Here is a 22,173-nt window from a genome sequence, read left to right on the forward strand (position 1 = left end):
CTAGCGCCACATGTTGCGCATGCGTGCGCCGACATCGACACGCATCTGGCGGGCCTGGGCAGTCACGGCCGCCTCCGATCTCACCGGCGGCCAGGAGCAGGCCTCGAAGAACTGCAGCAGCGTTGCGGGAATGAAGCGTGTCCGCGAGGCATAGACATGCCGGTCGCCCTGCGCATTCTGCCCATGGACAAAGAAGCGTTGCGGCACGACGAGGTCTAGGTTGTCGCGGGCGCGCGTCATGGCAACATAGAGAAGCCGCCGCTCCTCCTCGATTTCCGCCGTCGTACCGGTGCCGAGGTCGGAGGGTATGCAGCCGTCGACGACGTTCAGCATGAACACCTTCGTCCATTCCTGGCCCTTGGCGGAATGGATGGTGGAAAGGATGAGGTAATCTTCGTCGAGGTGCGGAACGCCCGACTGGTCGCTGGTGGCATCGGGTGGGTCGAGCGTCAGCTCCGTCAGGAAGCGTTCCCGCGAAGGGTAGCCCGATGCGATCTGCTCGAGCTGGATGAGGTCGGCGAGACGCGAGGCGGCATCCTCATGCGCGCGCTCGAGGTGCGGCTCGTACCAGCTGCGCACGAGTCCGATTTCTGCGGGCCAGCCGGCATTGCCGGCATGAAGCTGGCTCAATGTCGAAACAAAGCTGGCCCAGTCGTCGCCGGTGCGCGGCGGTGCGGGAATGTCCGCAAGGGCGGAAAGAGGGCTTGGCTGGTCGCTCATCTGGTCGAGGACCCGCTGCGCAGTCGACGGCCCGACGCCGGGCAAAAGCTGCATCAGGCGGAAGCCGGCGACGCGGTCGAGCGGGTTCTGCGCAAAACGCAGGGCAGCCAACATGTCCTTCACATGGGCGCTGTCGAGGAACTTCAGCCCGCCGAACTTCACGAAGGGGATGTTGCGTCGCGTCAGTTCGATTTCCAGCGGGCCGCTGTGATGTGACGCGCGGAAGAGGACCGCCTGCCGCTTGAGCTGCGTGCCCACCTCGCGGTTTTCCAGTACCTGGTCTGCGATGTAGCGGGCCTGGTCGGCCTCGTCGCGCACCGTGACGAGCCGTGGGCGCTCGGCAGATTCCCGCTCGGTGCGAAGGTTCTTGGTGAAGCGTTCGCGGGCAAGGTCGATGACCGCGTTCGCGGCCGCGAGGATCGGCTGCGTAGAGCGATAGTTGCGGTCGAGCGTGACGATGTTCGCAGCCGGACTGAAGGACTGAGGGAAATCGAGGATGTTGCGCACCGTCGCCGCGCGGAACGAGTAGATCGACTGGGCGTCGTCGCCGACCACGGTCAGTCCGCGGCCGTCCGGTTTAAGGGCCATGAGGATCGAGGCCTGCAGGCGGTTCGTATCCTGGTATTCGTCGACTAGGACGTGGTCGAAGCGGCTGCCGATATCCTCGGCAAGGAGTGGTTCGCCGACCATCTGCGCCCAGTAGAGGAGCAGGTCGTCGTAGTCGAGCACGTTCTGGTTCTGCTTCGCCTCGACATAGGAGGAGAAGAGCTCGCGCAGCTGCTTCTCCCAGGTGGCGCACCAGGGAAAGGCGTCGGCGAGAACCTCCGCAAGCGCGGCCTCCGAGTTGACGGCGCGCGAATAGATCGCGAGGCAGGTGCCCTTGGTCGGAAAGCGGTTTTCCGTTTTCGAGAAGCCGAGTTCGTGCCGGACGAGGTTCATCAGGTCGGCGCTGTCTTCCCGGTCGTGGATGGTGAAGGCGGGGTCGAGGCCGATCTGTTCCGCATAGTCACGCAGCAACCTTGCGCCGATTCCATGAAACGTACCGGTCCAGGCTAGCGCATCGGAAATGACGCCCGCATTGGCGCCGAGCACCTGAGCGCAGATGCGTTCCACGCGACGGGCCATCTCGGTGGCCGCCCGACGGGAGAAGGTCATGAGGAGAATGCGGCGCGGATCGGCGCCTTTGACGACGAGATGCGCCACTCGATGCGCCAGCGTGTTGGTCTTGCCGGATCCGGCACCGGCAATCACGAGCAGGGGACCGCCGATATGGCTTTCGCCATCGAGCGTTCCGTATTCCACGGCCATGCGCTGTTCGGGATTGAGCTTTTCGAGATACATCCGGTCGTCCGCACCTGCGCCTTCGAGCTGCGACGCAGGCTCATCCCATACGATGCCGCAAGAGAATCAGCACCGCTGAAGGCAATGGATCGTTCATTGAATGTTCTCAAATGCTGATTCCTGTCAAGCCGCAAGTAAGCGCGACCAGCGTCGCGCTCGCTCGATCCCAGGAAGGGCAGGTCCGCGAGAGATAGGTCTATCTGCCAGGCGGCCAGTTATCAAAGGTGGTGCGTCTGACCAGCTTGAGGCTCCTGTCAGGCTGGATGATATACGTCTCCTCGACCCAGTTGCCCCAGCTGTCGACGAAGTTGTACGGCACGATCGAGCCGACCGGCGATTTGGTAAGCTGCGTCCTCGGCTGCCCGCCATAGGTGAGACTGCCCGGAATCGGCTCCAGCGGCTGGGACTGGCAGGCCGCCAGCAAGCCGGCGGCAAGGACAATGGCAAGACGCGATTTCATTCAACAGTCCCCTCGTTGCGCTCCGATCATATATTCTCTCACGCTCACTTACAAATCTCGCGTGCTGCGCGAATTTCAAGAAAGAGTTCGTCACCTAACAACGACGAAGGCCGGAAGAGCCGCCGCCACCCCGGCCATGGAAGACCTATTGATGTCCGCCTTGGATGCAACCCGAAATCAATCCGGGCAGGCTTTGGAAAGGTGTCCGGTTGGCATCGCCGCTGTGCATCGAATTTCCAGTGGTGCCATCCTTTCCCTGGCAATTGCTGCGGCCGCTGGACGGGCCACCCATGTTGTTCGTGATGCTGCCCCGTGCTGTTCGGGTCGGCAACGGACGGCAAGCGCCAGAACGGACGCCGCGGCGTGCTTCCTGTTGATTTTGCGCCTCTTGATAGTAAGTTAGTGGCCGGGCGAAGGGGAGGTCGCATCAATCTGTGGCTCCCGCGGCCTTGCGAAGCGGACGCTGCAGAGGAAGCCCATGAAACGCTGGCTGGTCGGTCTCTTTGCCTCCTTCTCCTCGATTGGATTGCTTTTTGGCTTCGCCTTCTTTGCTGCCTCGCTGACTCCGAGCCTGATGCCGCGTTCCTTTGTCGTCCAGGGCGCGCTCTCCGGTGTATGCGCCGCCGTCGGTTACCTGATCGGCGTGATCCTCGTCTGGGTCTGGAATTATCTCCAGCTGCCCGTCACGAAGACCGGCCAAGGCGTCATGAAGGTGGCGGTCTGGGTCCTCGGCGTCGTCGTGGCGATCGCCTTCCTCTGGCGGGCCGCCGGCTGGCAGAATTCGATCCGCGAACTCTGGCACATGGAACCGCTGGATACGGCCGAACCCTACAAGCTCGCCATCGTCGCGGCGATCGTGTTCCTGCTGGCCGTGCTGATCGGCCGGCTCTTCCGCCTGACCTGCCTTGCGATTTCCGACTGGCTCTCCCGCTTCATCCCTCCTCGGGTCTCGAGGGTCGTCGGCACGGTGATCGCCGTGGCGCTGTTCTGGTCGGTCGTCGAAGGCGTGCTTTTGAGAAGCGCGCTGCATATGGCCGACTCATCGTTCCGCAGGGTGGATGCGTTGCTGGAGGACGACGTGCCGACGCCCGCCGATCCTGGAAAAACCGGCAGTCCGTCGTCGCTCGTCGCCTGGGACGGGCTCGGCCGCCAGGGCCGTAACTTCATCACGACAGGGCCGCATGCGGCGCAAATCGGCGACTTCTGGAAGAGCGCGGCGCGCGAACCGATCCGCGTCTATGTCGGCCTGAACAATGCGGAGACCATCGAGGAGCGCGCCAAGCTCGCCCTGCGCGAGCTGCAGCGTCAGGGCGCCTTCGAGCGCTCGCTACTCGTCATTGTCGTCCCGACGGGCACGGGCTGGATCGATCCCGCGGCCATGGACCCGCTCGAATATCTGCATCGTGGCGATGTCGGGAGCGTCGCGATGCAATATTCCTACCTCACGAGCTGGCTCTCGCTGCTGGTCGAGCCGGAATACGGGGCCGACTCGGCGCGGGCGCTGTTCCGCGAGGTCTATGGCTACTGGACGACGCTGCCGCGCGACAGCAGGCCGAAGCTCTACCTACACGGCTTGAGCCTGGGGGCGCTGAACTCGCAGATCACAGCAGACCTCCTGGACGTGATCGCCGATCCCTTCCAGGGCGCGCTGTGGAGCGGCCCGCCCTTCGAAAGTGCGATGTGGCGGACGGTGACCGCAGGCCGGGACCCGCAATCCCCGGCCTGGCTGCCGCGCTTCAGGGACGGCTCGATCATCCGCTTCACCAACCAGGAAAACGAACTCGACTTGCCCGGAGCCACCTGGGGACCGGTGCGGATCGTCTATCTCCAATATGCCAGCGATGCCGTGACCTTCTTCGATCCGCGGTCGGCCTATCGGGAGCCCGCCTGGATGAAGGGCGAGCGCGGCCCGGACGTCTCGCCGCGCCTCAGATGGATCCCCGTGCTGACGATGCTGCAGCTCCTCTTCGATATGGCGACCGCCACCACCTCGCCGATGGGATACGGCCATGTCTATGCCCCCGAACACTACATAGATGGGTGGGTCGCGGTGACCGATCCGCAGATTGCGCCGGCAGAGGTGGATGCGTTGAAGGCGAAGCTGGCGGTTGAGCTGAGGAGCGTGGAGGCCGGAGGATAAGGGGAGGTGTGGGTGCGGCCCTTCCGAAAAGGGCTCGCTGCAGGCCCTAGTGCAAGCCTACTTGTTCTTCAGAAGCCATATCTTCCCGGCCATCGTGATGCCGTAGACGTCTTTTGATTTCTCATCGTTCAGATGCCGCCTTTCCAGGAAGCCTGGCTCCTCAAGCTCAACCAGCGTCTTGGCGGTTACCGATTTCACTTTCTGAGGCCGCTCCTTCCAGCGATCAGATTTCGCGTAGGTCACTGTCGCGTTCTGATGCGTCCACTTGCTTGATGGTTGTGGATACAGATCCCCATCTCGAGCGAGTTTCAGTGCGGCGATCTGGGGCTGGGAAAGCTCAACCATATGGGAAGAATCCTCTTTTAGTGTTCGTAATAGGAGAGCGTCACGGTAACAAGCAGCACGGATTTGCTGTGCAATTCGTGTTCAGTTCCGCATTCTCGTGTCGGTTTACTCAGGATTGCGGTCGCTGCCAGTCCAGTTTTAGGCCTGTTTTCGTTGAGGAAAACTGGTGCTGCCGAGTGGGATTGAACCACCGACCTCACCCTTACCAAGGGTGTGCTCTACCACTGAGCTACGGCAGCAGGACCAGACGCGGAGCGGTTCGCTCAAATCGCGTGAACGGGGGGCCTATTGCCACAGCTTGGACCCGAGCGCAAGCTGCAAATTCGAAGTTCTCCCGAACAGACGATGAAAAGCTGCGCCCACTTTTGGGAAGCTGAGATTTCGGCTATTGATGTGGTCATGAACGACGACGTTACGAACGACCGCAGGGGCAGCGGCGAGCCGGCTTCCTCCGACATGGACGCGACGGGCACCACCGCGCCGCCCCCTCCCACCCAGGCAGACATGCGACGCGAGCGCGCTGCACAGAAGTTGCGCGAAAATCTCCAGCGCCGCAAACATCAGACGCGCGCGCGGCGTGCGGGGGAGGCAGATGAAGCAAATGGCCTGCCTGCCGCAAAAATGGACGAATCGTAATGAAGCTTCGCGGACGAATTGAAGCGTCCGGGGAATTCGTCTAAGGACCCTCCATCTTTTAAGGTAAAGAACTTTCACGAAAGGCGGGCCTTGCCCGTAAGCTGCACATGGATCGTATCAGGATCGTCGGCGGGAATGAGCTCAGTGGTGTCATTCCCATCTCCGGCGCGAAGAATGCTGCCCTCCCGCTGATGATCGCCTCGCTCCTGACCAGCGACACGCTGACTTTGGAGAATGTTCCGCATCTGGCCGATGTCGAGCTGCTGATGCGCATCCTCGGCAATCACGGCGTCGATGTTGCCGTCAACGGCCGTCGCGAACGCCAGGAAGACGGCTATTCGCGCACCATCCATTTCACCTGCCGCACGATCGTCGATACGACCGCACCTTACGAACTCGTCGCCAAGATGCGCGCGAGCTTCTGGGTCATCGGTCCGCTGCTTGCCCGCGAAGGCAAGGCACGCGTCTCGCTGCCGGGCGGCTGTGCGATCGGCACGCGTCCGGTCGACCTCTTCATCTCCGGCCTCGAGGCGCTCGGCGCCAACATGGAGATCGATGGCGGCTACATCAATGCGACGGCCCCGACCGGCGGCCTGATCGGCGCCCGCTACACCTTCCCGAAGGTATCCGTCGGCGCGACCCACGTGCTGATGATGGCGGCGACGCTCGCCCGCGGCACGACCGTGCTCGGCAACGCCGCCCGCGAGCCGGAGATCGTCGATCTCGCCAACTGCCTGAACGCCATGGGCGCGAAGATTTCCGGCGCCGGCACGAGCACGATCACAATCGAGGGAGTGACCTCGCTTTCCGGCGCGCGTCATCGCGTGCTGCCCGATCGCATCGAGACGGGAACCTATGCCATGGCCGTCGCCATGGCGGGCGGCGACGTCCGGCTCGAGAATACCGATGCCTCCCTGCTCGACACCGCGCTCGAAACGCTTCGCCGCGCCGGCGCCGAGATTACGCCGACGAACAACGGCATCCGCGTGGTGCGCAATGGCGCTGGCATCAAGCCGGTCGACATCGTCACCGATCCGTTCCCGGGCTTCCCGACGGACCTGCAGGCGCAGTTCATGGCGCTGATGACGCGCTCTTCCGGCGTCTCGCACATCACCGAGACGATCTTCGAAAACCGCTTCATGCATGTGCAGGAGCTTGCCCGTCTCGGCGCCAAGATCTCGCTTTCCGGTCAGACTGCAAAGATCGAGGGCGTCGGCCGGCTGAAGGGTGCCCCGGTCATGGCGACCGACCTGCGGGCATCGGTCTCGCTGGTGATCGCGGGCCTGGCGGCCGAAGGCGAGACGATGGTTTCCCGCGTCTATCACCTCGACCGCGGCTTCGAACGCCTGGAGGAAAAGCTGACCCGCTGCGGCGCGATCGTCGAACGCGTCAGCGAATAGGGGCTTTTCCGCGCCCGCCGCGCCGCTTGCCTGTCGCGCCTGCGCGTCAGTAACGGCGCGTCGCGGATACTTCGCCGTTGCGTATTGTCGCGCAGCGTCCTATCTCCTGTTGCTATGTGCCTTGAAGGCAGGTGCGATGGTGATCGGGGAAGTGGGAATGACCAATCTCAAGCTCGTGGCGCTCGACGGCGAGGATCTCGCTGTCATTTCCGCGCATATGCAGGATAGCGTCCTCAAGGTCGGCGATATCGCCTGGACGCCGCGTTCGGGGCAGTTTTCCATAACGGCGAACCGCTTTGTCTGGGAATCGGCCGATGAGAAGGGCAAGCCCTTTGAGCGTCATCGCGCTGCTCTCGTCTTCAAGCGTGTCCAGTCCGTCCGTTCGCTCGGCTTCGACCGCGGGAAGGACGATGACGTGCTCTCCCTGCTGGCGATCAGCTTCGAGCAGAAGGGCGAAGGACCGGAGGGCACCATCGAACTCGCGCTTGCCGGAGACGCCACCATTGCCCTCGATGTGGAATGCATCGAGGTTCAGCTTGCCGATATCGGTGGAGCGTGGGAAACGGCCCACAAGCCGAAACACCCCGACGCGGAATAGGTTCGGCTTCGGCCCGTCAGCATCGCATCTGAAAGGAACACCACCCTTGGCTATCTGGCTCGAACAAGCATCGGAAGGGTTTGAAGAGCGGTTCGCCGCATTCCTGACGACCAAACGCGAGGTCTCGGAGGACGTCAATGCCGTGGTGCGCGGCATCATCGACGATGTGCGCTCGCGTGGCGATGCGGCTGTAGCCGAGTACTCCCTGCGTTTCGATGGCGTCGATTTCGCCAAGGTTCCGATGCGGGTCAGCGAGGCGGAAATCGATGCGGCGGTCGAGGCAGTGCCCTCCGAGGTGTTGGGCGCCCTGAAGGTCGCGGCACTTCGTATCGATGCGCACCACCGCCGGCAATTGCCCAAGGACGACATATACGAAGACCACATGGGTGTCGGGCTCGGCTCGCGCTGGACCGCGATCGAGGCCGTCGGCATCTACGTGCCGGGCGGCACGGCGAGTTATCCGAGCTCGGTGCTGATGAATGCCGTTCCGGCCAAGGTCGCCGGCGTCGAGCGCATTGTCATGGTCGTGCCGACGAGCGGCGGTGTCCTTAATCCTGCGGTATTGGCTGCCGCCCGCATGGCCGGCGTCGAGGAGATCTATCGCATCGGCGGTGCGCAGGCTGTCGCCGCGCTCGCTTATGGCACGGAGACGATCGCCCCCGTTGCCAAGATCACCGGGCCGGGCAATGCCTATGTCGCGGCCGCCAAGCGCCAAGTCTTCGGCACCGTCGGCATCGACATGATCGCCGGCCCGTCCGAAGTGCTAGTCATTGCCGATAGGGACAACAATCCGGACTGGCTCGCTGCCGATCTTCTTGCCCAGGCCGAGCATGACCGCGGCGCCCAATCCATCCTGATTACAGACGATGTCGGGCTTGCAAAGGCGGTCGAGGCTGCCGTGGAACGCCAGCTGAAGACATTGGGCCGCTCGGAGACCGCCGCCGCAAGCTGGCAGGATTTCGGCGCGATCATCATCGTCAAGCATCTCGACGACGCCTTGCCGCTGGCAAACCGTATCGCCGCCGAGCACCTGGAGCTCGCTGTAGACGATCCCGACGCGTTTCTCCCCGGCATCCGCAATGCCGGCGCGATCTTCATGGGCCGGCACACGCCGGAAGTCATCGGCGACTATGTGGGCGGCTCCAACCACGTGCTGCCCACGGCACGCTCGGCGCGCTTCTCCTCAGGCCTCTCGGTGCTCGACTTCGTCAAGCGCACCTCGATCCTCAGGCTCGGCACGGAGCAACTGCGCTCGCTCGGTCCGGCGGCGATTGCGCTCGCCAATGCCGAAGGGCTCGACGCGCATGCTCGCTCCGTCGCGATCCGACTCAATCTCGATAGGTGAGCGAATGGCGAGGGGAGGCGATCACCGGCTGTTCGATGTCGTCCTCGACGATACGATAGGCCGTTCCACGCCCGACATCGAGCACGAGCGCGCCGTCGCCATATTCGACCTCATTGAGGAGAACCGTTTCGAACCCGTCGGCCATGCCGGCGGCCCCTACCGGCTGAAGATTTCGCTGGTGGATTCCAAGCTCGTCTTCGCAATCAGCACGGAGGACGACGGCAGTGTGGCCACGCACATCCTGTCGCTGACGCCGTTCCGCCGGATCGTGAAGGACTATTTCATGATCTGCGAAAGCTACTATGAAGCGATCCGTTCCGCGACGCCGAGCAGGATCGAGGCGATCGACATGGGACGCCGGGGCATCCACAACGAAGGCTCGCAGACGCTCATGGACCGGCTGCAGGGCAAGATCAGCATCGATTTCGACACGGCCCGGCGGCTTTTCACGCTGGTCTGCGTGCTCTATTGGCGTGGGTAGCGGCGATGGAGGCTCCGGCGACAACCCACTGGAAGAAAGTGCCTGGCGCCATACTCTTCATGTGCGGCATGAATGCCATCCGCTCGCCGATCGCCGAGGCGATTGCCCGTAGTATTCTGCCTGCGGGTACCTATATAGCGTCAGCCGGCGTGCGGGCAGGCGAACGCGACGCATTCGTGGATGCGGTGCTCGAAGAGATTGGCCTCTCGCTCGGACGCAGGCAGCCGCAGACGCTGGAAGAGCTCGAGGACGATTTCTTCGATCTCATCATCACCCTTTCGCCGCAGGCGCATCACGCCGCACTAGAGCTTACGCGCACGAAGGCGATCGACGTCGTCTATTGGCAGACCCCCGATCCGACGGTCGTGACCGGCACGCGCGAACAGATTCTTGATGCCTACAGGGATGTGCGGGACTATCTTGCGCGTCTCATCGAGAGTCGCTTGCTGAAACGAGATGGCATAGCCGCTCAATCGGCATGAAACAAATGCAGAAAGCCCGATCAACGAGGTTCACAAAACCGCGCCGATTGTGTAGTTTCCGCCCAAATTTCCGGCCGCCTTTGCCGCCGGGCCTCAACACACAGGAAGAAAAGCCTTAATGCCGAAAGAAGAAGTCCTCGAATTTCCCGGTATCGTCACCGAACTTCTGCCGAACGCGACCTTTCGCGTTAAGCTTGAAAACGAACACGAGATCATCGCTCATACCGCCGGCCGCATGCGCAAGAACCGCATCCGCGTGCTCGCAGGCGACAAGGTCCTCGTCGAGATGACGCCCTACGACCTCACCAAGGGCCGCATCACTTATCGCTTCAAGTAGAAATTGGCGTTGTCCGTCTCCCTGGCGATGGTCGAGGTTCCATGGCGCTGAAACACAAGCTGATACTGGCCTCGGGCTCGCCGCGGCGCGTCGAGCTGCTTAATCAGGCGGGCATCGAGCCGAGCCGCCTCTTGCCGATGGACATCGACGAGACGCCGAAAAAATCCGAGCATCCGCGTTCGCTCGCCCGCCGGCTGTCGCTGGAAAAGGCGGAGGCCGCATTTGCATCGATCAAGGAAGATGTCGCCTGGCAGGGGAGCTATCTGCTTGCGGCAGATACCGTCGTGGCCGTCGGACGGCGGATCCTGCCGAAGGCCGAATACGAGGATGAGGCGTCTTCCGCGCTGCATCTCCTTTCGGGCCGTAGCCATTGGGTCTACACCGGTGTCTGCCTGATCACGCCCGACCGCACCGTCCGCCAGAAGATCGTGGAGACGAAGGTGCGCTTCAAGCGGCTTTCGGGATTCGAGATCGAGAGCTACCTTGCCTCCGGACAATGGCGTGGCAAGGCCGGCGCATACGGCATCCAGGGACTTGCGGGCACCTTCGTCCAGAAACTTGTCGGCTCCTATACGAATGTCGTGGGCCTGCCCCTATATGAAACGGTGCTGCTGCTCGCCGGTGAAGGCTTCGACGTTCATGGCCGGTGGCTGGAAGGTTAAGCGTGATGCCAGAAGACAATGCCAAAGCGGGGGCAAAGGTAGAGCCTTTGCGCAAGACCCGGCCCTGCCCGGAATGCGGCAGGCCATCCATCCGCGAACACTACCCATTCTGTTCTGACCGCTGCCGCTCGACGGATCTGTCGCGCTGGCTGAAGGGTTCCTACGCCATTCCCGTCGCCGATGATGAAACCAAGGCGGAATACTCCGACGAGGAATAGAACTAGGGCCGCGGTGCCAGCGGACCCTATGGCGGGTAACTCAGCGCACAGAGCAACCCTTTCAATTTGCTTGTGAATTTGCGAATCCGGCGCTCCTGTTAAAAAAGAGTCATTTGACGCTGGACATGAGCCGACAAGATGCTATAACCCCGCTCGCTTCAGGGGCAAACCAACACCCCGGGTTCCGGAAGGAACCTTTCGAAGTTGAGATGCCCAGATAGCTCAGTTGGTAGAGCAGCGGATTGAAAATCCGCGTGTCGCTGGTTCGATTCCGGCTCTGGGCACCACTAAATTCCCCTTTTTCAGTGATGTAGATCGGCATTCGGCAAGGCAAGTCTGCGTCTTGGCAACTACGCTGGTTGCCAGCAGGCCTTGCAAGAGAGCCGCCGGACATCGAATGTGCCATCGCACCTTTGGCGGATACCACCCACTTTGATAGGAGAGCTGTCGCAGGTTGACCATCTCGACGGCCTTAGCGATCTGTCTGAGACTCTCTTTGCGGGGAGGCGGAGAGATGAGGCGCGTTATTCTTGCTTTGGCGTTTTTGGGCATTGCATCGGGGAGGTCGCTTTGCCAGCCGACGACCGATACGGCTCCGTTCATCTACGTTCCGGAAATACCGGAAGCCATCATTCTCAACGGCGCTATCGACTATCGATCGCCGCTCGCCTTCAAGCGGGCGCTGCGGGCGCACCCCGAGACGCAGATCGTCATTCTTCAAAGTGAGGGCGGCTCCGTTCAGGCGGCGCTTCTGATTGCAGAGGAGATCCACGAGCGCAACCTTGCCACCTTCATTCCAGAGAAGAGCCTCTGTGCATCGGCATGCGCCTATCTGTTTCTTGCCGGCGTCGAGCGTCTGGCCGAAGGCCAGCTGGGCGTGCACCAGATTTCCGGGGTGGACGATCCGAAGGTTGCACAGCTGAACCTCTCGGACGTCATCGAGGCCCTGAGCAAGTACGACGTTTCGGCAGGCGTGATTACCCGAATGCTGAGGACGCCGCCGGATGACATCTACATCTTCGGGCCCGGTGAAATGGTGTCTCTGGGGATTAACAAGACCTACGATATACCCACGGCCTCGATTTCCGATCATGCGCCCGACGCGGCGGCCGCGGCCGTTGGTCCGGCAACAGAGGATGCGGCAAGAGATTTCGTGTTGGGGGTGATCAGGTCGAGTTCCCTGCCAAAGGGTGAGCTTCTCGCGCTGACGTCGAACATATATTCCGACAACGTTTCATTTTACGGCACGTCGATAACCAAGGCCGAGGTGCTCGAGGAGAAGGCGACCTATGCTGACAGATGGCCGTCGCGATCCTCGGTCGTGAAAATGGATACGATCAGCACAACCTGCCTCGCCGATCGCTGTCGCGTGAGCGGTATGTATGATTGGCGTGTGCAAGACCCCAAGCGAAAGAAACAGGCTGCCGGCTCAGCGCAGTTCGCCTACGAGGTTCAGATGGGCACCAGCCCGCAGATTATCGCCGAAGAGGGCAAGGTCGTCAGCCGCGTGAAGAATCTGAATTGAGATCGCAGGCAGCCCTATGGCTGCCGAGCGAGCGGGCTGCGGGCCACTGCAGCGTTGCTCAACTCCACCCAGAACAACCGCCAAGGCTTTCGCTTCTTGGCTATGAAGCAGTGCGTAATAGCCCGCAGATCGGCTTCGTCGTATCCTTTGGCGGCAAGCTCGTCGAGAACCTCCGGCGGTATCGCGCCCCGCGGCTCCCGGTCGAGCATGTTCACCTTTACCTTCAGGTCCGGGAGCCGCGCTGTGGCGGCGATGTAATCGGTTGACGGACGCATGTTGAAGTTTCTTGCGTCGAGCATGTAGGCGACGACGTCCTGGATGGTGCCATTTGCTTCCGCGATCGCCACACTGTTTTCTTCAAGATATCTTACCGCCTCATCTCGACTCAAGCGCAGGTGAGCCCAGGGGTAGTTCACAAAATACTGCGGATAGTGATGGCCGTGCCGTGAGTTCCAAAGCGGCGCCGCTAGGCTATAGACGACGCCACCTGGCTTAACGACCCGTGCCATCTCGGAGAACGCTCTGAAGATGTCCGGAACGTGCTCCATGGTCGCGACACTATAGACGAGATCGAAGTATCCCGACGGGAGGCTCATCGCCTCGGCACTCTCTTGATGGTACGTTACGGTGGGATGAGGGAAGTCTCTGCCTATTCCGTCGACCACATCGACTCCGTGTACTTCCTTAGCTCCGAGATCAACAAAGTACCGACAATCTCCGCCTGTGTTGCAGCCGATCACGAGAACCGTACGGCCCCTTACGCGCTTATGCCTGTTGGCCTTTTGAGCATGAAAATAGTTATAGTCCACGGCTGCGTCTCCGCATGTAGATGCGAACAAGCTAATTTAAAAGCTGCAAGTTGGAAACATCCGCGGTGATAACTGTGATGCGGTCGCGAGAAGGTCACAAGCTCTTCCGCCGCGCATTCCCACCGGCGACCGCGTCAGGCAAGCGGCCGTCAAGTGTTACGGTTTAGCTAACCGGCAACTCCGACCCTTGGGATGAATTTCGGGAAGGGTGGGTTTCTTACCCGCGCATAGAGGTAGGCGGGCGTAAGGAAGGCTGCCGCGTGGATCCACGCGATGACAATCTCGTTGGTGAAGTGGGTAATGGCGAGCATCGAAGGCACGACCGACAGCATATAGATCAATTGCATCATCGTATTTCCCTTCATTGCCGCGGAATAGATGCGCGCGAGCAACCAAGCGAACAGAAGGAATTTTACGAAGCCGAAGTACCAGAAGGAATGGAAGGCGTCGGCCATGCCTGTGGACGTGCTGCCTGTCGGGCGGTCGTAGCCCGACTGAAAGATGGAATCGACGGGAATATAGAGCGACTCCTTGAGCGCCGCACCGACGATCTGTGCCGGAATGAACGTGAAGACCGTGGAATTCCAATGCCCGATGCCAAAGTCAAAACTCTTGTATTCATCGATATTCTCGATCGCCATGATGGCGTTCGTCATTTCTGGGCCTCCCTCGTTGAGAAGCTTGTTCCAGTTGCCGACAAGATCGATGTTTAGGACGGCGCCGAAATCTGCCTTCTCGTTGTAGACGGTGGCATTTCGATAGTCTCCGGCCGCCAGGCTGCCGACAAGCGCAAAGACCAGGCCGCCGACGACCGCCGAACGAGGAACAGCCCAACCACGCTGGAACCAGAGTGCAAGCGCGATCATCAGGAAGAATTCAGCCGTCTCGTTCCGGCGGCCGGCAATGACGATACGCTCGAAATAGAACATCAGATCGAACAGGATGATTCCCAAGGTCATTCGCGTCGGCCGCCGTGCATGGCAAAGAAGCGCAATCGCGAAGCCGTATGGAAGCAGTTTGGCGAAGAACAGGTAGGCGACGGCAATACCGGTGAGCATTCCTGCAAGGGCCTGATCCTTCGGCATATGACCGATCTTGTAGAAGAAATAGGCACCGATTAGGGAGAGCACCAACGCAACGCGATGGAGCCGTTGCTCGCTAAACACGACATCCTGCATGTCTCGCCCGCGCAGGCCGAGAGCCCAGCCGACCCAACATGCCACGAGGCACAAAATCGAAAAGAAGAGCGTCTTGACGATGGCGCTCTGGCTCATGAACGCGTTGTTTATGATGCCCGGCATCTGGGGCATGACGAACACGAGAAAGATGCTTCCTGCCAGGAACGGAAACTCAAAAAAGCGACCGCGCGCGAGCAGGCCATGCGCGAGGATGATCACGCTTAGCAGCATCATCAGAAAAAACACGGCCCAGGATAGCGTCATGAGGTCCCCTCTCGCGATCCAGCTTCGATCTGTGGGCGCGCGAGTACAAGTACACTTTTCGACGTAGAACTCGTCCAAGCTGTGCTGCATTGGTGGAGGCGGAGCGCTCATCGGTGCAAATGGCGCGGGCAGGTCCCCCAGAAGGCGAACGACGGCCTCAGCTTGTCGAAATTCCCCACCGCACTTCGGGGGAGAGGCTATGCGTCGATCGACAAGCCGCAGATGCGCGACAGATGGGCGATCGGCAGCCCGGTCTCGGCGACCCAGCTATTGAAGGCTTCCTGAATCAGGCGGAGTTCCTTCTTGCTGGGGTTGGCGCCGGAAATCGGGACACCGGCAGTTCGCAGGCAGGCAAGCACGTCCGAATTGAGGATGAAGCCGTCGCGGCCCACCGATCGAAGGAAATACTGGCCAGCGAGGCCACCGAGCCGGCTGCCCCGTTTGCTCAACACGTCGAGGAGCCCTATCTGATCACCAGCCGGCCAGTCGGCCAGGAAGGCGCCGGCGCTGCCATGCTGCTCGGCCAATTCGCGTATGAAATGCGCATTGGTCCGAACCGACATGATCTTTGCGCCGTTGCGAATGATGCGCGTGTCGCTCGTCAGTTGGTGCCAGTATTCATCGGGCGCGAAATTGAGGTAGGCGACGTCGAAATTGTCGAACGCCGCTTCGAAGCCCGGCCATTTCGCCTCTATCACTTTCCACACGAAGCCGGCTGAGAAGATGTATTTGGTCATCTCGGCAAGCAGCCGGTCGTCAGGCATCGCACGTAGGGCATTTCCGTCGGGCACTGGGGGCAGCAGCTTGCGTAGTGCCTCTGCGCCACGCTTGCGCTCGGCCGCCCGCTCCATGATGACCTGGAAGCTTTGCATAATGCCACCGACCGGTTGAACTCGCACGGCATGATTGCTCGCGCTGCTGGCGATGTCCATCCCCGGAGCAGAGTCGCTTGTTGCCGCCGGCTCAGCCTCGGCGCGCGATGAGTATGCCGGCGAGCACGATTACGCCGCCCACAGCCTGCATGGCGCCTATGCCCTCGCCAAGCAGCAGCCAGGCGAGTACGGCGGCCACGACGGGCTGCAGAAGCAGGGTTAGGGACGAGAACGCTGCAGGCAGGTAGGCAAGAGCGTAGGCGATGGCGACCTGGCCGCCTGCATGGCTGACAAAGGCAAGGCCGAAAAGAATAGCCCAGCCATAGGCCGTGCTAGGAAACAGCGTGCCTTCGGCATAGAGGACGACCGGCAGGAGGCAGAGGGCTGCTGACGCCGAGCTCCAGAGCATGATCCGCAACGTGTCGAAGCGGCTGCGCAGGCGGCCGATGGACAGGATATAGCCGGCGTAGAACATTGCCGCCACAAGGGCGACCGCATCACCTCTGAGGTCGCCGTTTCCGAGTGCGGCAGGTCCGCCCTTCAGGGTGACGACACCTGCAATGGCCGTGACTAGGCCGAGCAGGAACATGCGGCTGACCGCGGATCGGAAGAGAATCCAGCCGATAATGGTTACAAAGACCGGCGCAAGATTGGCTAGCAGCGTTGCGTTCGCCACCGATGTCATCCGGATCGAAAGGTGCCAGGCGGCAAGATCGACCGAAAGGATGATCCCGGGCAGGACGAGTATCGCGTAGTCCCGGAGGCGGAGCGGCGCGGTGCCCTCCGCAGGTCGCTTTCCGATCGAAAAGGCGAGGAGCGGTATCAGCGCGAGCGCCACCCGCCAGAATGCCGTCGCCATCGGCCCGACCTCCGACAGCCTAACGAAGATCGGGGAGCCGCCGATCGCTGCACCGCCAACGATCAATGCGGCGAGAGCTATACGATTGGTGGCGGCGGAACCGGCGGAGGAGGTGATGGTCTGTGACAAGAGCTTGGCCTGATGAGATCTGCTGCGGTCGATCGGCCGCGTCCGCTTGCGCAATAGCAGAGTTCGTTCTTTGAAAACAATCACTCCGCGTAAAATTGAAAGACAAGAGCGACACCGGCAGGCACTCTGCGGCATTGTGACCCGCTGAGGGAGGCCGTTGGCTCGCCGTTCGGCGGGGTGTCGGGCGTGGGGAAAGGATCACCGATGCGGCCAGCACTTCCGATCATAATGAGCATCACCGGCGGCTACGTCGACACGGCCGGATTTCTCGCCCTGCATGGGCTGTTCACGGGTCATGTCACCGGGAATATTGTCATGCTCGGCGCAGCCCTGCTGCATGAAGGATCGAGTACCTATGCGAAGATGCTGGCGGTGCCGGTCTTCTGCGCCACGATTGTGATCATGCGATTTGTGATCGACCGTCTGCGTCTGCCGGAAAGTGTCTCGTTGCGCACGATGGTCGCTGTGAAGTTGGTGATGCTGACGCTCGGCAGCGTAAGCGCGATCTCTCTAGCCCCGTTCACCGCGCCCAACGGGCTGAGTCTCGTGCTGACCGGCATGCTGCTGGTGATCGCCATGGCGATCCAGAATGCAGCTCACAGGACGCACCTCGCTTCCGCGCCGCCATCGAACGTAATGACGGGCACGATGACCCAGATGATGGTCGACCTCGGCGAAATGCTGGCCGGCAGGATGACGCCCGACGCGAAGGTAGCGACGAGAGCACGCCTGAAAGGTATGCTCTATGCCGTTCTGGGGTTTGTGACCGGGTGCGGAGCGGCGGCTCTCGGCTTCGGCCTGGCCGGGACTTGGTGCTTCGCGCTGCCGCCCTTTCTTGGCCTTGCGACGCTCTTGCTCGTTATTTCTGAGCCGACGAAGCAGCCTGAATGATCTCGCCGCTCTCTCCGGCGACCCAGCGGCGAATAAGCGGAACATCCGGGTCGCCGACCTCGTGACCCACCGGCAGCATGTTGAAATCCACGCGCGCGCCGTTTGCCTTGAGAAGCTTGGCAAGTGGCTTGGCGAAACGGCCATACATGTCCTGATCGCCGCTGACGACAAGCACGTCGAGGTCCGAAAGATCCGCGGAAGGGGGACGGTTGAGCACGGGCATCGACCGCAGCAGGATCGCACGACGGACGAGATGCGGATGCAGCAGCGCGAGCGAGTTCAGGAGGTTCGCGCCGTTTGAATAGCCGGCATAGATCATCTTCTTCGGGTCAAGCCCGTAGGCCTTCCGGGCGCCCTCTATGAAGGCGGCAAAGGCATCGGCTTCGCTCTTGATGTCGTCCTGATCGAAGGAGATAGGCGTGATCCGGCGATACCAGCGCGGGTGGCCTTCTTCTGTGGCGCGTCCGCGCACGCCGAGCAGCGTCGCGCGGGGCAGGGCGGCATGCAGCAGCGGCATCATGGTCGTTTCGTTGCCGCCTGACCCGTGGAGCAGGACGACGACGCTGCCATCGGGGTCCGGCGGGGTGAAGAAGCGGTGGACGAACGGAAGGTCACGATAGACGACACGTTCCTCCCCCGGCATCGAGAACTGCGGCAGGACGACCTTGAGTTCTTCCGCGCGGCCGCTGGCCTCATCGGGAATGAAGAGCCTCTCGCCGAGCGCGGCTTCGGGCTCGTCGACCGTCATGCCTGGAGCATCGGTTGCAAGTTCGATGAGGATGCCGCCGGGCTCCCGGACATAGAGGGAGCGGAAATATTTCCGGTCGTGCGCATTTGTCGCCGAGGAGTTCAGCGACCGCAAAGATCGATGAACCGCCTCGAGCTCCTCGTCGTCGCGGGCGCGGAAGGCGATGTGATCGACCGTGCCCGTTCCCGGCGCTGAAGTCCAGAAGCCCTGGGCGTTGCGCACGTCGACGATATCCCCGGCGCTGCTTTCGAGGCGGGTGATCGACGCTGTACGGGACAGGAAGTGATAGCCGAAATGCTTTTCGAGGAATGCCTGCGTCAGGTCCGGCGTCTCGGTCAGGAAGGTCACGCCGCGTATTCGGCGGATGGAATGCTCCGCGGCAACCTCTCCGCCTGCGACCGCGGCGCCAGGGGCGAGGCCGGCAACCCCAACGAGCTTGACGATCACGCCGTCAGGATCCTTCAGCCGGAGCGTCGGTTCGCCGAATTCGTCTAGAGGTCCTTCCGGACGCAGCCCGAAGCTCAGCGCGCGCGTCAGCCAATAACCGGTGCTTGCCGGATCGATGGCGAGCGAAATCTCCCCGATCTGGCCGAAACCGGCGCGGCCGGGGGCACCGTCTTCCCAGACCAGGAACGTGATCAGCGATCCGGGGCTGGCGGCAGCGTCGCCATAGAACAGATGGAGCTGGGTTGCATCTTCGAAGCCCGCGGTCCGCTTCACCAGCCGCAGACCGAGGAAACCCGCGTAGAAGTCGACGTTCGCCTGCACCTTGCGGGTGATAAGCGTGACGTGGTGGATTCCGGCTACCATCGAGCAATCCCCGGATGACGAGGCTGCGTAGCAAGGACGATGCTTTCCATTGGAAGAACTCTCCGCGAAACTGGCGTTGATATGTCCGGCTAGGGCAAGGATGACAAGAACTACGGTTCTAAGGATCCGTTCGCAATCGGCCGCACGAAGTTCCAAGGTCGCTCCACAGAGAGGCATGAGGTGGGACGAAGTGTGGCTGCTTTGTGGCGGGAAAGCAAACAGTCATAAATTGTGCGGGGAAATCAGATGCTCGCGAAGGCGAAGCGTCGCCGCCGTAGAGCCGTGTGACCGTTCAAACGAGAATCGCGCGCCCTCGGTGAAGGGCGCGCGACTGTGTGGTTCGCTGGGGTAAGGAAGGGGTCAGGCGACCGTCTTCTGCTTGCCCTGCTCGTCACTGGTCAGAGCGGTGCTGTCGCCTTCGCTGGCGACCGCGCGGCGGTGGCGGCGGCGCCAGTCACCGAGGAAGAGCAGGATCGGTGCTGCGATGAAGATCGAGGAAGCGCCGGCCACGAGAATGCCGAAGGCCATCGGCACCGCGAAGCTTTCCACCGCGCTGCCGCCCCAGATTGCCATTGGAAGCAACGACAGGAAGGCAGTGGCATTGGTGTAAAGGCTTCGTGCCAGCGTTTCGTTGATGGACTTATCGATGATCTCGCGCAGCGGCATCGACTTGTAGAGCCGCATGTTTTCGCGCATGCGATCGTAGACGACGACCTTGTCGTTCACCGAATAGCCGACCATTGTCAGCACGGCGGCGATGGCCGTCAGGTTGAAGTCGAGGCCGGTGATGGCGAAAAAGCCCACCAGCTTGGTGACGTCGAGCACCAGCGTGACGATGGCGCCCACGGCGAACGGCCATTCGAAACGCCACCAGATGTAGAACAGCATGGCAAGGCTGGCGATGACAACCGAGAGGATACCGGCCCAGGCGAGCTCGCCGCTGACCTTCGGGCCGATGACGTCACTTCCGGTTACCGTCGCCTGCGGATCGATCTTGAGGATCTCCGCCTTGAGCTTGGTGACGGCCGCCGTCTGCGCCTCTTCGCCGCCGTCCTGCCTCTGGGCGCGCACCGCCATAGTGTTGTTGTCGCCGTAGGACTGGAGGGTGACTTCGCCGAGACCTAGGCTGCTCAGACCCTCGCGGAAGCGGCCGAGATCGCCGGCATCCTGCGTCTTCACCGACATCTGGATGCCGCCGCGGAAGTCGACCCCATAGTTGAGGCCGGGATAGATGAACAGTCCGACGGAGGCGAGCGACAGGATCGCCGAGACCGTGACGCCGAAGAAGCGCGCCTTCATGAACTGGATGTGCCGGTCATAGGGGCTGAACCGGAACATTGACTGGATGTTGATCACCTTCAGCTTGCGGCGGCGGGTGATCGCGATCATCACGACCCGGACGAAGGCGACCGACGTGAACATCGAGATGATCAGGCCGAGCCCCATGGTGACGGCAAAGCCGCGAACCGGGCCGGAGCCGAAGTAGAAGAGGATGGCGGCGGCGATCAGCGCCGTCATGTTGCCGTCGATGATCGTCGAGTAAGCGCGGCGGAAGCCGTTGTCGATGGCGGCAAACGCCCCGCGACCCTTGCGGGTCTCTTCGCGGATGCGCTCGTTGATCAGCACGTTGGCGTCGACGGCAAGGCCGATGCCGAGCACGATACCCGCGATGCCCGGCAGCGTCAGCGTTGCGCCCACCAGCGTCAGGGCGGAGAAGGTCAAAACCGTGTGGATCAACAGCGCCACGTTCGCCAGGATCCCCCAGGTGCCGTAAAGCACGAAGATGAACGCGGCGACGAGCACGAAGCCGATTACGCCCGAATAGAGACCCTTGCGGATGGCGTCCGCGCCGAGATCGGCGCCGACGGTGCGTTCTTCGATGACCGTCAGCTTGGCGGGCAGAGCGCCGGCGCGCAGCAGGGCGGCGAGCGTCGTTGCGCTTTCGGCCGAGAAATTGCCGGAAATCTGGCCGGAGCCGCCGGTGATCGGCTCGCGGATGACCGGTGCGCTCAGCACCTTGTCGTCGAGGACGATCGCAAACGGGTTGCCGACGTTCTGGCGGGTGATATCGGCAAAGCGGGCGGCGCCCGCGTTGTCGAAGCGGAAGCTTACGACCGGCTCATGCGTGTTCGGGTCGAAGCTGACGCGGGCGTCCGAAAGGCGGTCGCCCGAGATTTCGACACGGTCGAGAACCGGATAGGTGTTGCCCTCTTCGTCCTTCAGCATCGTCACGCCGGGGCCGGGCTGGCCGTTCGGTGCGAGCATGTGGAAGGACATCTTGGCGGTAGAGCCGAGCAGTTCGCGTAGGCGCGTAGGATCCTGCGCACCCGGTAGCTGTACGAGAATGCGGTTGCTGCCGATGCGCTGGATCGTCGGCTCGGCAACGCCGACCTGGTCGACGCGCTGGCGGATGACCTCGAGGCTCTGCTGGACAGCATTGTCGACATTAGCCGCGAGGCCGGCCGGCGAGAAGCCGACGGTAATGTTGCCGCCATTGGCCGTGACCGCAAGATCGGACTGGCCGGCGCTGAGGCCGGTGGCGACCGTGTTGCCGAGCGTGCGCAGTTCGGTGACCGCGGCATCGCTCTGCGACGGATCGGCGAGTGAAACGACGATCTGGCTGTTGTTGCGGACGACCGACTTCGTCTGGATGTTCTTTTCACGCAGAACGCGGCGAGCGTCCTGCAGCAGCGAGTTCAGGCGTTCCTTGGTGAGGTCGGTCTCGTCGACTTCCAGCACCAGGCTCGAGCCGCCGCGAAGGTCGAGGCCGAGCGATACCTGGTTGTGCGGCAGCCAGGAAGGCAGGCGCTGCAGAGTCGATTGCGGCAAGGCGTTGGGCAGGGCGATCAGGAAGCCGAGCACGATGATCACCGTATAGGTGAGCACCAGCCATGGTGAAGTGCGCATTGATATTTGGTCCTTT

General features: G+C 61.9%; 21 protein-coding genes and 2 tRNA genes. 13 read left to right on the forward strand and 10 right to left on the reverse strand.

Annotated elements, in window-relative coordinates; genetic code table 11:
- Positions 1-2,061 (reverse strand): ATP-dependent helicase, encoded by a 2,061-nt coding sequence (locus tag EV286_RS00495; protein ID WP_132955041.1) that lies wholly within the window; start codon positions 2,059-2,061, stop codon positions 1-3.
- Positions 2,062-2,257: 196 nt separating this feature from the next.
- On the reverse strand, positions 2,258-2,521 hold the full coding sequence (locus tag EV286_RS00500) for a hypothetical protein (RefSeq protein WP_132955042.1): 264 nt from the start codon (positions 2,519-2,521) through the stop codon (positions 2,258-2,260).
- A 478-nt stretch (positions 2,522-2,999) separates the two neighbouring features.
- Here EV286_RS00500 and EV286_RS00505 point away from each other — a divergent pair, with 478 nt between their 5' ends.
- On the forward strand, positions 3,000-4,661 hold the full coding sequence (locus tag EV286_RS00505; RefSeq protein WP_132955043.1) for an alpha/beta-hydrolase family protein: 1,662 nt from the start codon (positions 3,000-3,002) through the stop codon (positions 4,659-4,661).
- A gap of 57 nt (positions 4,662-4,718) precedes the next feature.
- Here EV286_RS00505 and EV286_RS00510 read toward each other — a convergent pair whose 3' ends face one another.
- Positions 4,719-5,006, reverse strand: a complete 288-nt coding sequence (locus EV286_RS00510) for a hypothetical protein (protein WP_132955044.1) — start codon at positions 5,004-5,006, stop codon at positions 4,719-4,721.
- 164 nt (positions 5,007-5,170) lie between these two features.
- Positions 5,171-5,245 (reverse strand) — tRNA-Thr (locus EV286_RS00515).
- Between the two features lie 217 nt (positions 5,246-5,462).
- Between EV286_RS00515 and EV286_RS00520 the strand changes: the two genes are divergently transcribed.
- The 11 genes from EV286_RS00520 (at position 5,463) to EV286_RS00570 (ending at position 12,690) form a co-directional block, all read left to right on the forward strand.
- On the forward strand, positions 5,463-5,642 hold the full coding sequence (locus EV286_RS00520) for a hypothetical protein (protein WP_132955691.1): 180 nt from the start codon (positions 5,463-5,465) through the stop codon (positions 5,640-5,642).
- Positions 5,643-5,749: 107 nt separating this feature from the next.
- The gene (murA, locus tag EV286_RS00525; RefSeq protein ID WP_132955045.1) at positions 5,750-7,042 is read left to right on the forward strand and encodes a UDP-N-acetylglucosamine 1-carboxyvinyltransferase; all 1,293 of its coding nucleotides are present in this window, start codon (positions 5,750-5,752) and stop codon (positions 7,040-7,042) included.
- A gap of 157 nt (positions 7,043-7,199) precedes the next feature.
- On the forward strand, positions 7,200-7,640 hold the full coding sequence (locus EV286_RS00530; RefSeq protein WP_132955046.1) for a DUF2948 family protein: 441 nt from the start codon (positions 7,200-7,202) through the stop codon (positions 7,638-7,640).
- A 46-nt stretch (positions 7,641-7,686) separates the two neighbouring features.
- A complete protein-coding gene (hisD, locus tag EV286_RS00535; RefSeq protein ID WP_132955047.1) occupies positions 7,687-8,985 on the forward strand; it encodes a histidinol dehydrogenase in 1,299 nt (432 codons plus the stop codon).
- A 4-nt stretch (positions 8,986-8,989) separates the two neighbouring features.
- Complete coding sequence (locus EV286_RS00540) at positions 8,990-9,466, forward strand: UPF0262 family protein (protein WP_132955048.1); 477 nt, start codon at positions 8,990-8,992, stop codon at positions 9,464-9,466.
- A 5-nt stretch (positions 9,467-9,471) separates the two neighbouring features.
- Positions 9,472-9,948 carry a low molecular weight phosphatase family protein gene (locus EV286_RS00545; RefSeq protein WP_132955049.1) on the forward strand — a complete coding sequence of 159 codons (477 nt, stop codon included), beginning with the start codon at positions 9,472-9,474 and terminating at the stop codon, positions 9,946-9,948.
- A 118-nt stretch (positions 9,949-10,066) separates the two neighbouring features.
- Positions 10,067-10,285 (forward strand): translation initiation factor IF-1, encoded by a 219-nt coding sequence (gene infA, locus EV286_RS00550; protein ID WP_003545338.1) that lies wholly within the window; start codon positions 10,067-10,069, stop codon positions 10,283-10,285.
- A 41-nt stretch (positions 10,286-10,326) separates the two neighbouring features.
- Positions 10,327-10,947 carry a Maf-like protein gene (locus tag EV286_RS00555; RefSeq protein ID WP_132955050.1) on the forward strand — a complete coding sequence of 207 codons (621 nt, stop codon included), beginning with the start codon at positions 10,327-10,329 and terminating at the stop codon, positions 10,945-10,947.
- A 5-nt stretch (positions 10,948-10,952) separates the two neighbouring features.
- Positions 10,953-11,165 (forward strand): DNA gyrase inhibitor YacG, encoded by a 213-nt coding sequence (yacG, locus tag EV286_RS00560; RefSeq protein ID WP_132955051.1) that lies wholly within the window; start codon positions 10,953-10,955, stop codon positions 11,163-11,165.
- Positions 11,166-11,376: 211 nt separating this feature from the next.
- Positions 11,377-11,452, forward strand: a tRNA-Phe gene (locus EV286_RS00565).
- Between the two features lie 227 nt (positions 11,453-11,679).
- A complete protein-coding gene (locus tag EV286_RS00570; RefSeq protein ID WP_132955052.1) occupies positions 11,680-12,690 on the forward strand; it encodes a hypothetical protein in 1,011 nt (336 codons plus the stop codon).
- A 14-nt stretch (positions 12,691-12,704) separates the two neighbouring features.
- On the opposite strand, the gene EV286_RS00575 is transcribed toward EV286_RS00570, so the two are convergent.
- The 4 genes from EV286_RS00575 to EV286_RS00590 all read right to left on the reverse strand — a co-directional run bounded on the left by EV286_RS00575 (position 12,705) and on the right by EV286_RS00590 (position 16,801).
- Entirely contained in the window at positions 12,705-13,499 is a 795-nt protein-coding gene (locus EV286_RS00575) for a class I SAM-dependent methyltransferase (protein WP_165932761.1), read from the reverse strand.
- A 167-nt stretch (positions 13,500-13,666) separates the two neighbouring features.
- Positions 13,667-14,941: a hypothetical protein gene (locus tag EV286_RS00580; RefSeq protein ID WP_132955054.1), complete on the reverse strand. Its 1,275-nt coding sequence runs from the start codon at positions 14,939-14,941 to the stop codon at positions 13,667-13,669.
- Positions 14,942-15,138: 197 nt separating this feature from the next.
- Positions 15,139-15,813 (reverse strand): DNA-3-methyladenine glycosylase I, encoded by a 675-nt coding sequence (locus EV286_RS00585; RefSeq protein ID WP_132955055.1) that lies wholly within the window; start codon positions 15,811-15,813, stop codon positions 15,139-15,141.
- A 91-nt stretch (positions 15,814-15,904) separates the two neighbouring features.
- Positions 15,905-16,801 (reverse strand): DMT family transporter, encoded by an 897-nt coding sequence (locus EV286_RS00590; RefSeq protein ID WP_165932762.1) that lies wholly within the window; start codon positions 16,799-16,801, stop codon positions 15,905-15,907.
- A 228-nt stretch (positions 16,802-17,029) separates the two neighbouring features.
- Between EV286_RS00590 and EV286_RS00595 the strand changes: the two genes are divergently transcribed.
- Positions 17,030-17,692: a YoaK family protein gene (locus tag EV286_RS00595; RefSeq protein ID WP_245500580.1), complete on the forward strand. Its 663-nt coding sequence runs from the start codon at positions 17,030-17,032 to the stop codon at positions 17,690-17,692.
- Here EV286_RS00595 and EV286_RS00600 read toward each other — a convergent pair.
- Positions 17,661-19,250, reverse strand: coding sequence for a VOC family protein (locus EV286_RS00600; RefSeq protein ID WP_132955058.1), 1,590 nt, complete (start codon positions 19,248-19,250; stop codon positions 17,661-17,663). The two genes, EV286_RS00595 and EV286_RS00600, sit on opposite strands and share 32 nt — an antisense overlap.
- A gap of 360 nt (positions 19,251-19,610) precedes the next feature.
- Positions 19,611-22,157: a protein translocase subunit SecD gene (secD, locus tag EV286_RS00605; protein ID WP_132955059.1), complete on the reverse strand. Its 2,547-nt coding sequence runs from the start codon at positions 22,155-22,157 to the stop codon at positions 19,611-19,613.
- Positions 22,158-22,173 lie beyond the last annotated feature (16 nt).

Origin of the sequence: Rhizobium sp. BK251 (genome assembly GCF_004345245.1) — a bacterium.
Classification (GTDB): Bacteria; Pseudomonadota; Alphaproteobacteria; order Rhizobiales; family Rhizobiaceae; genus Rhizobium.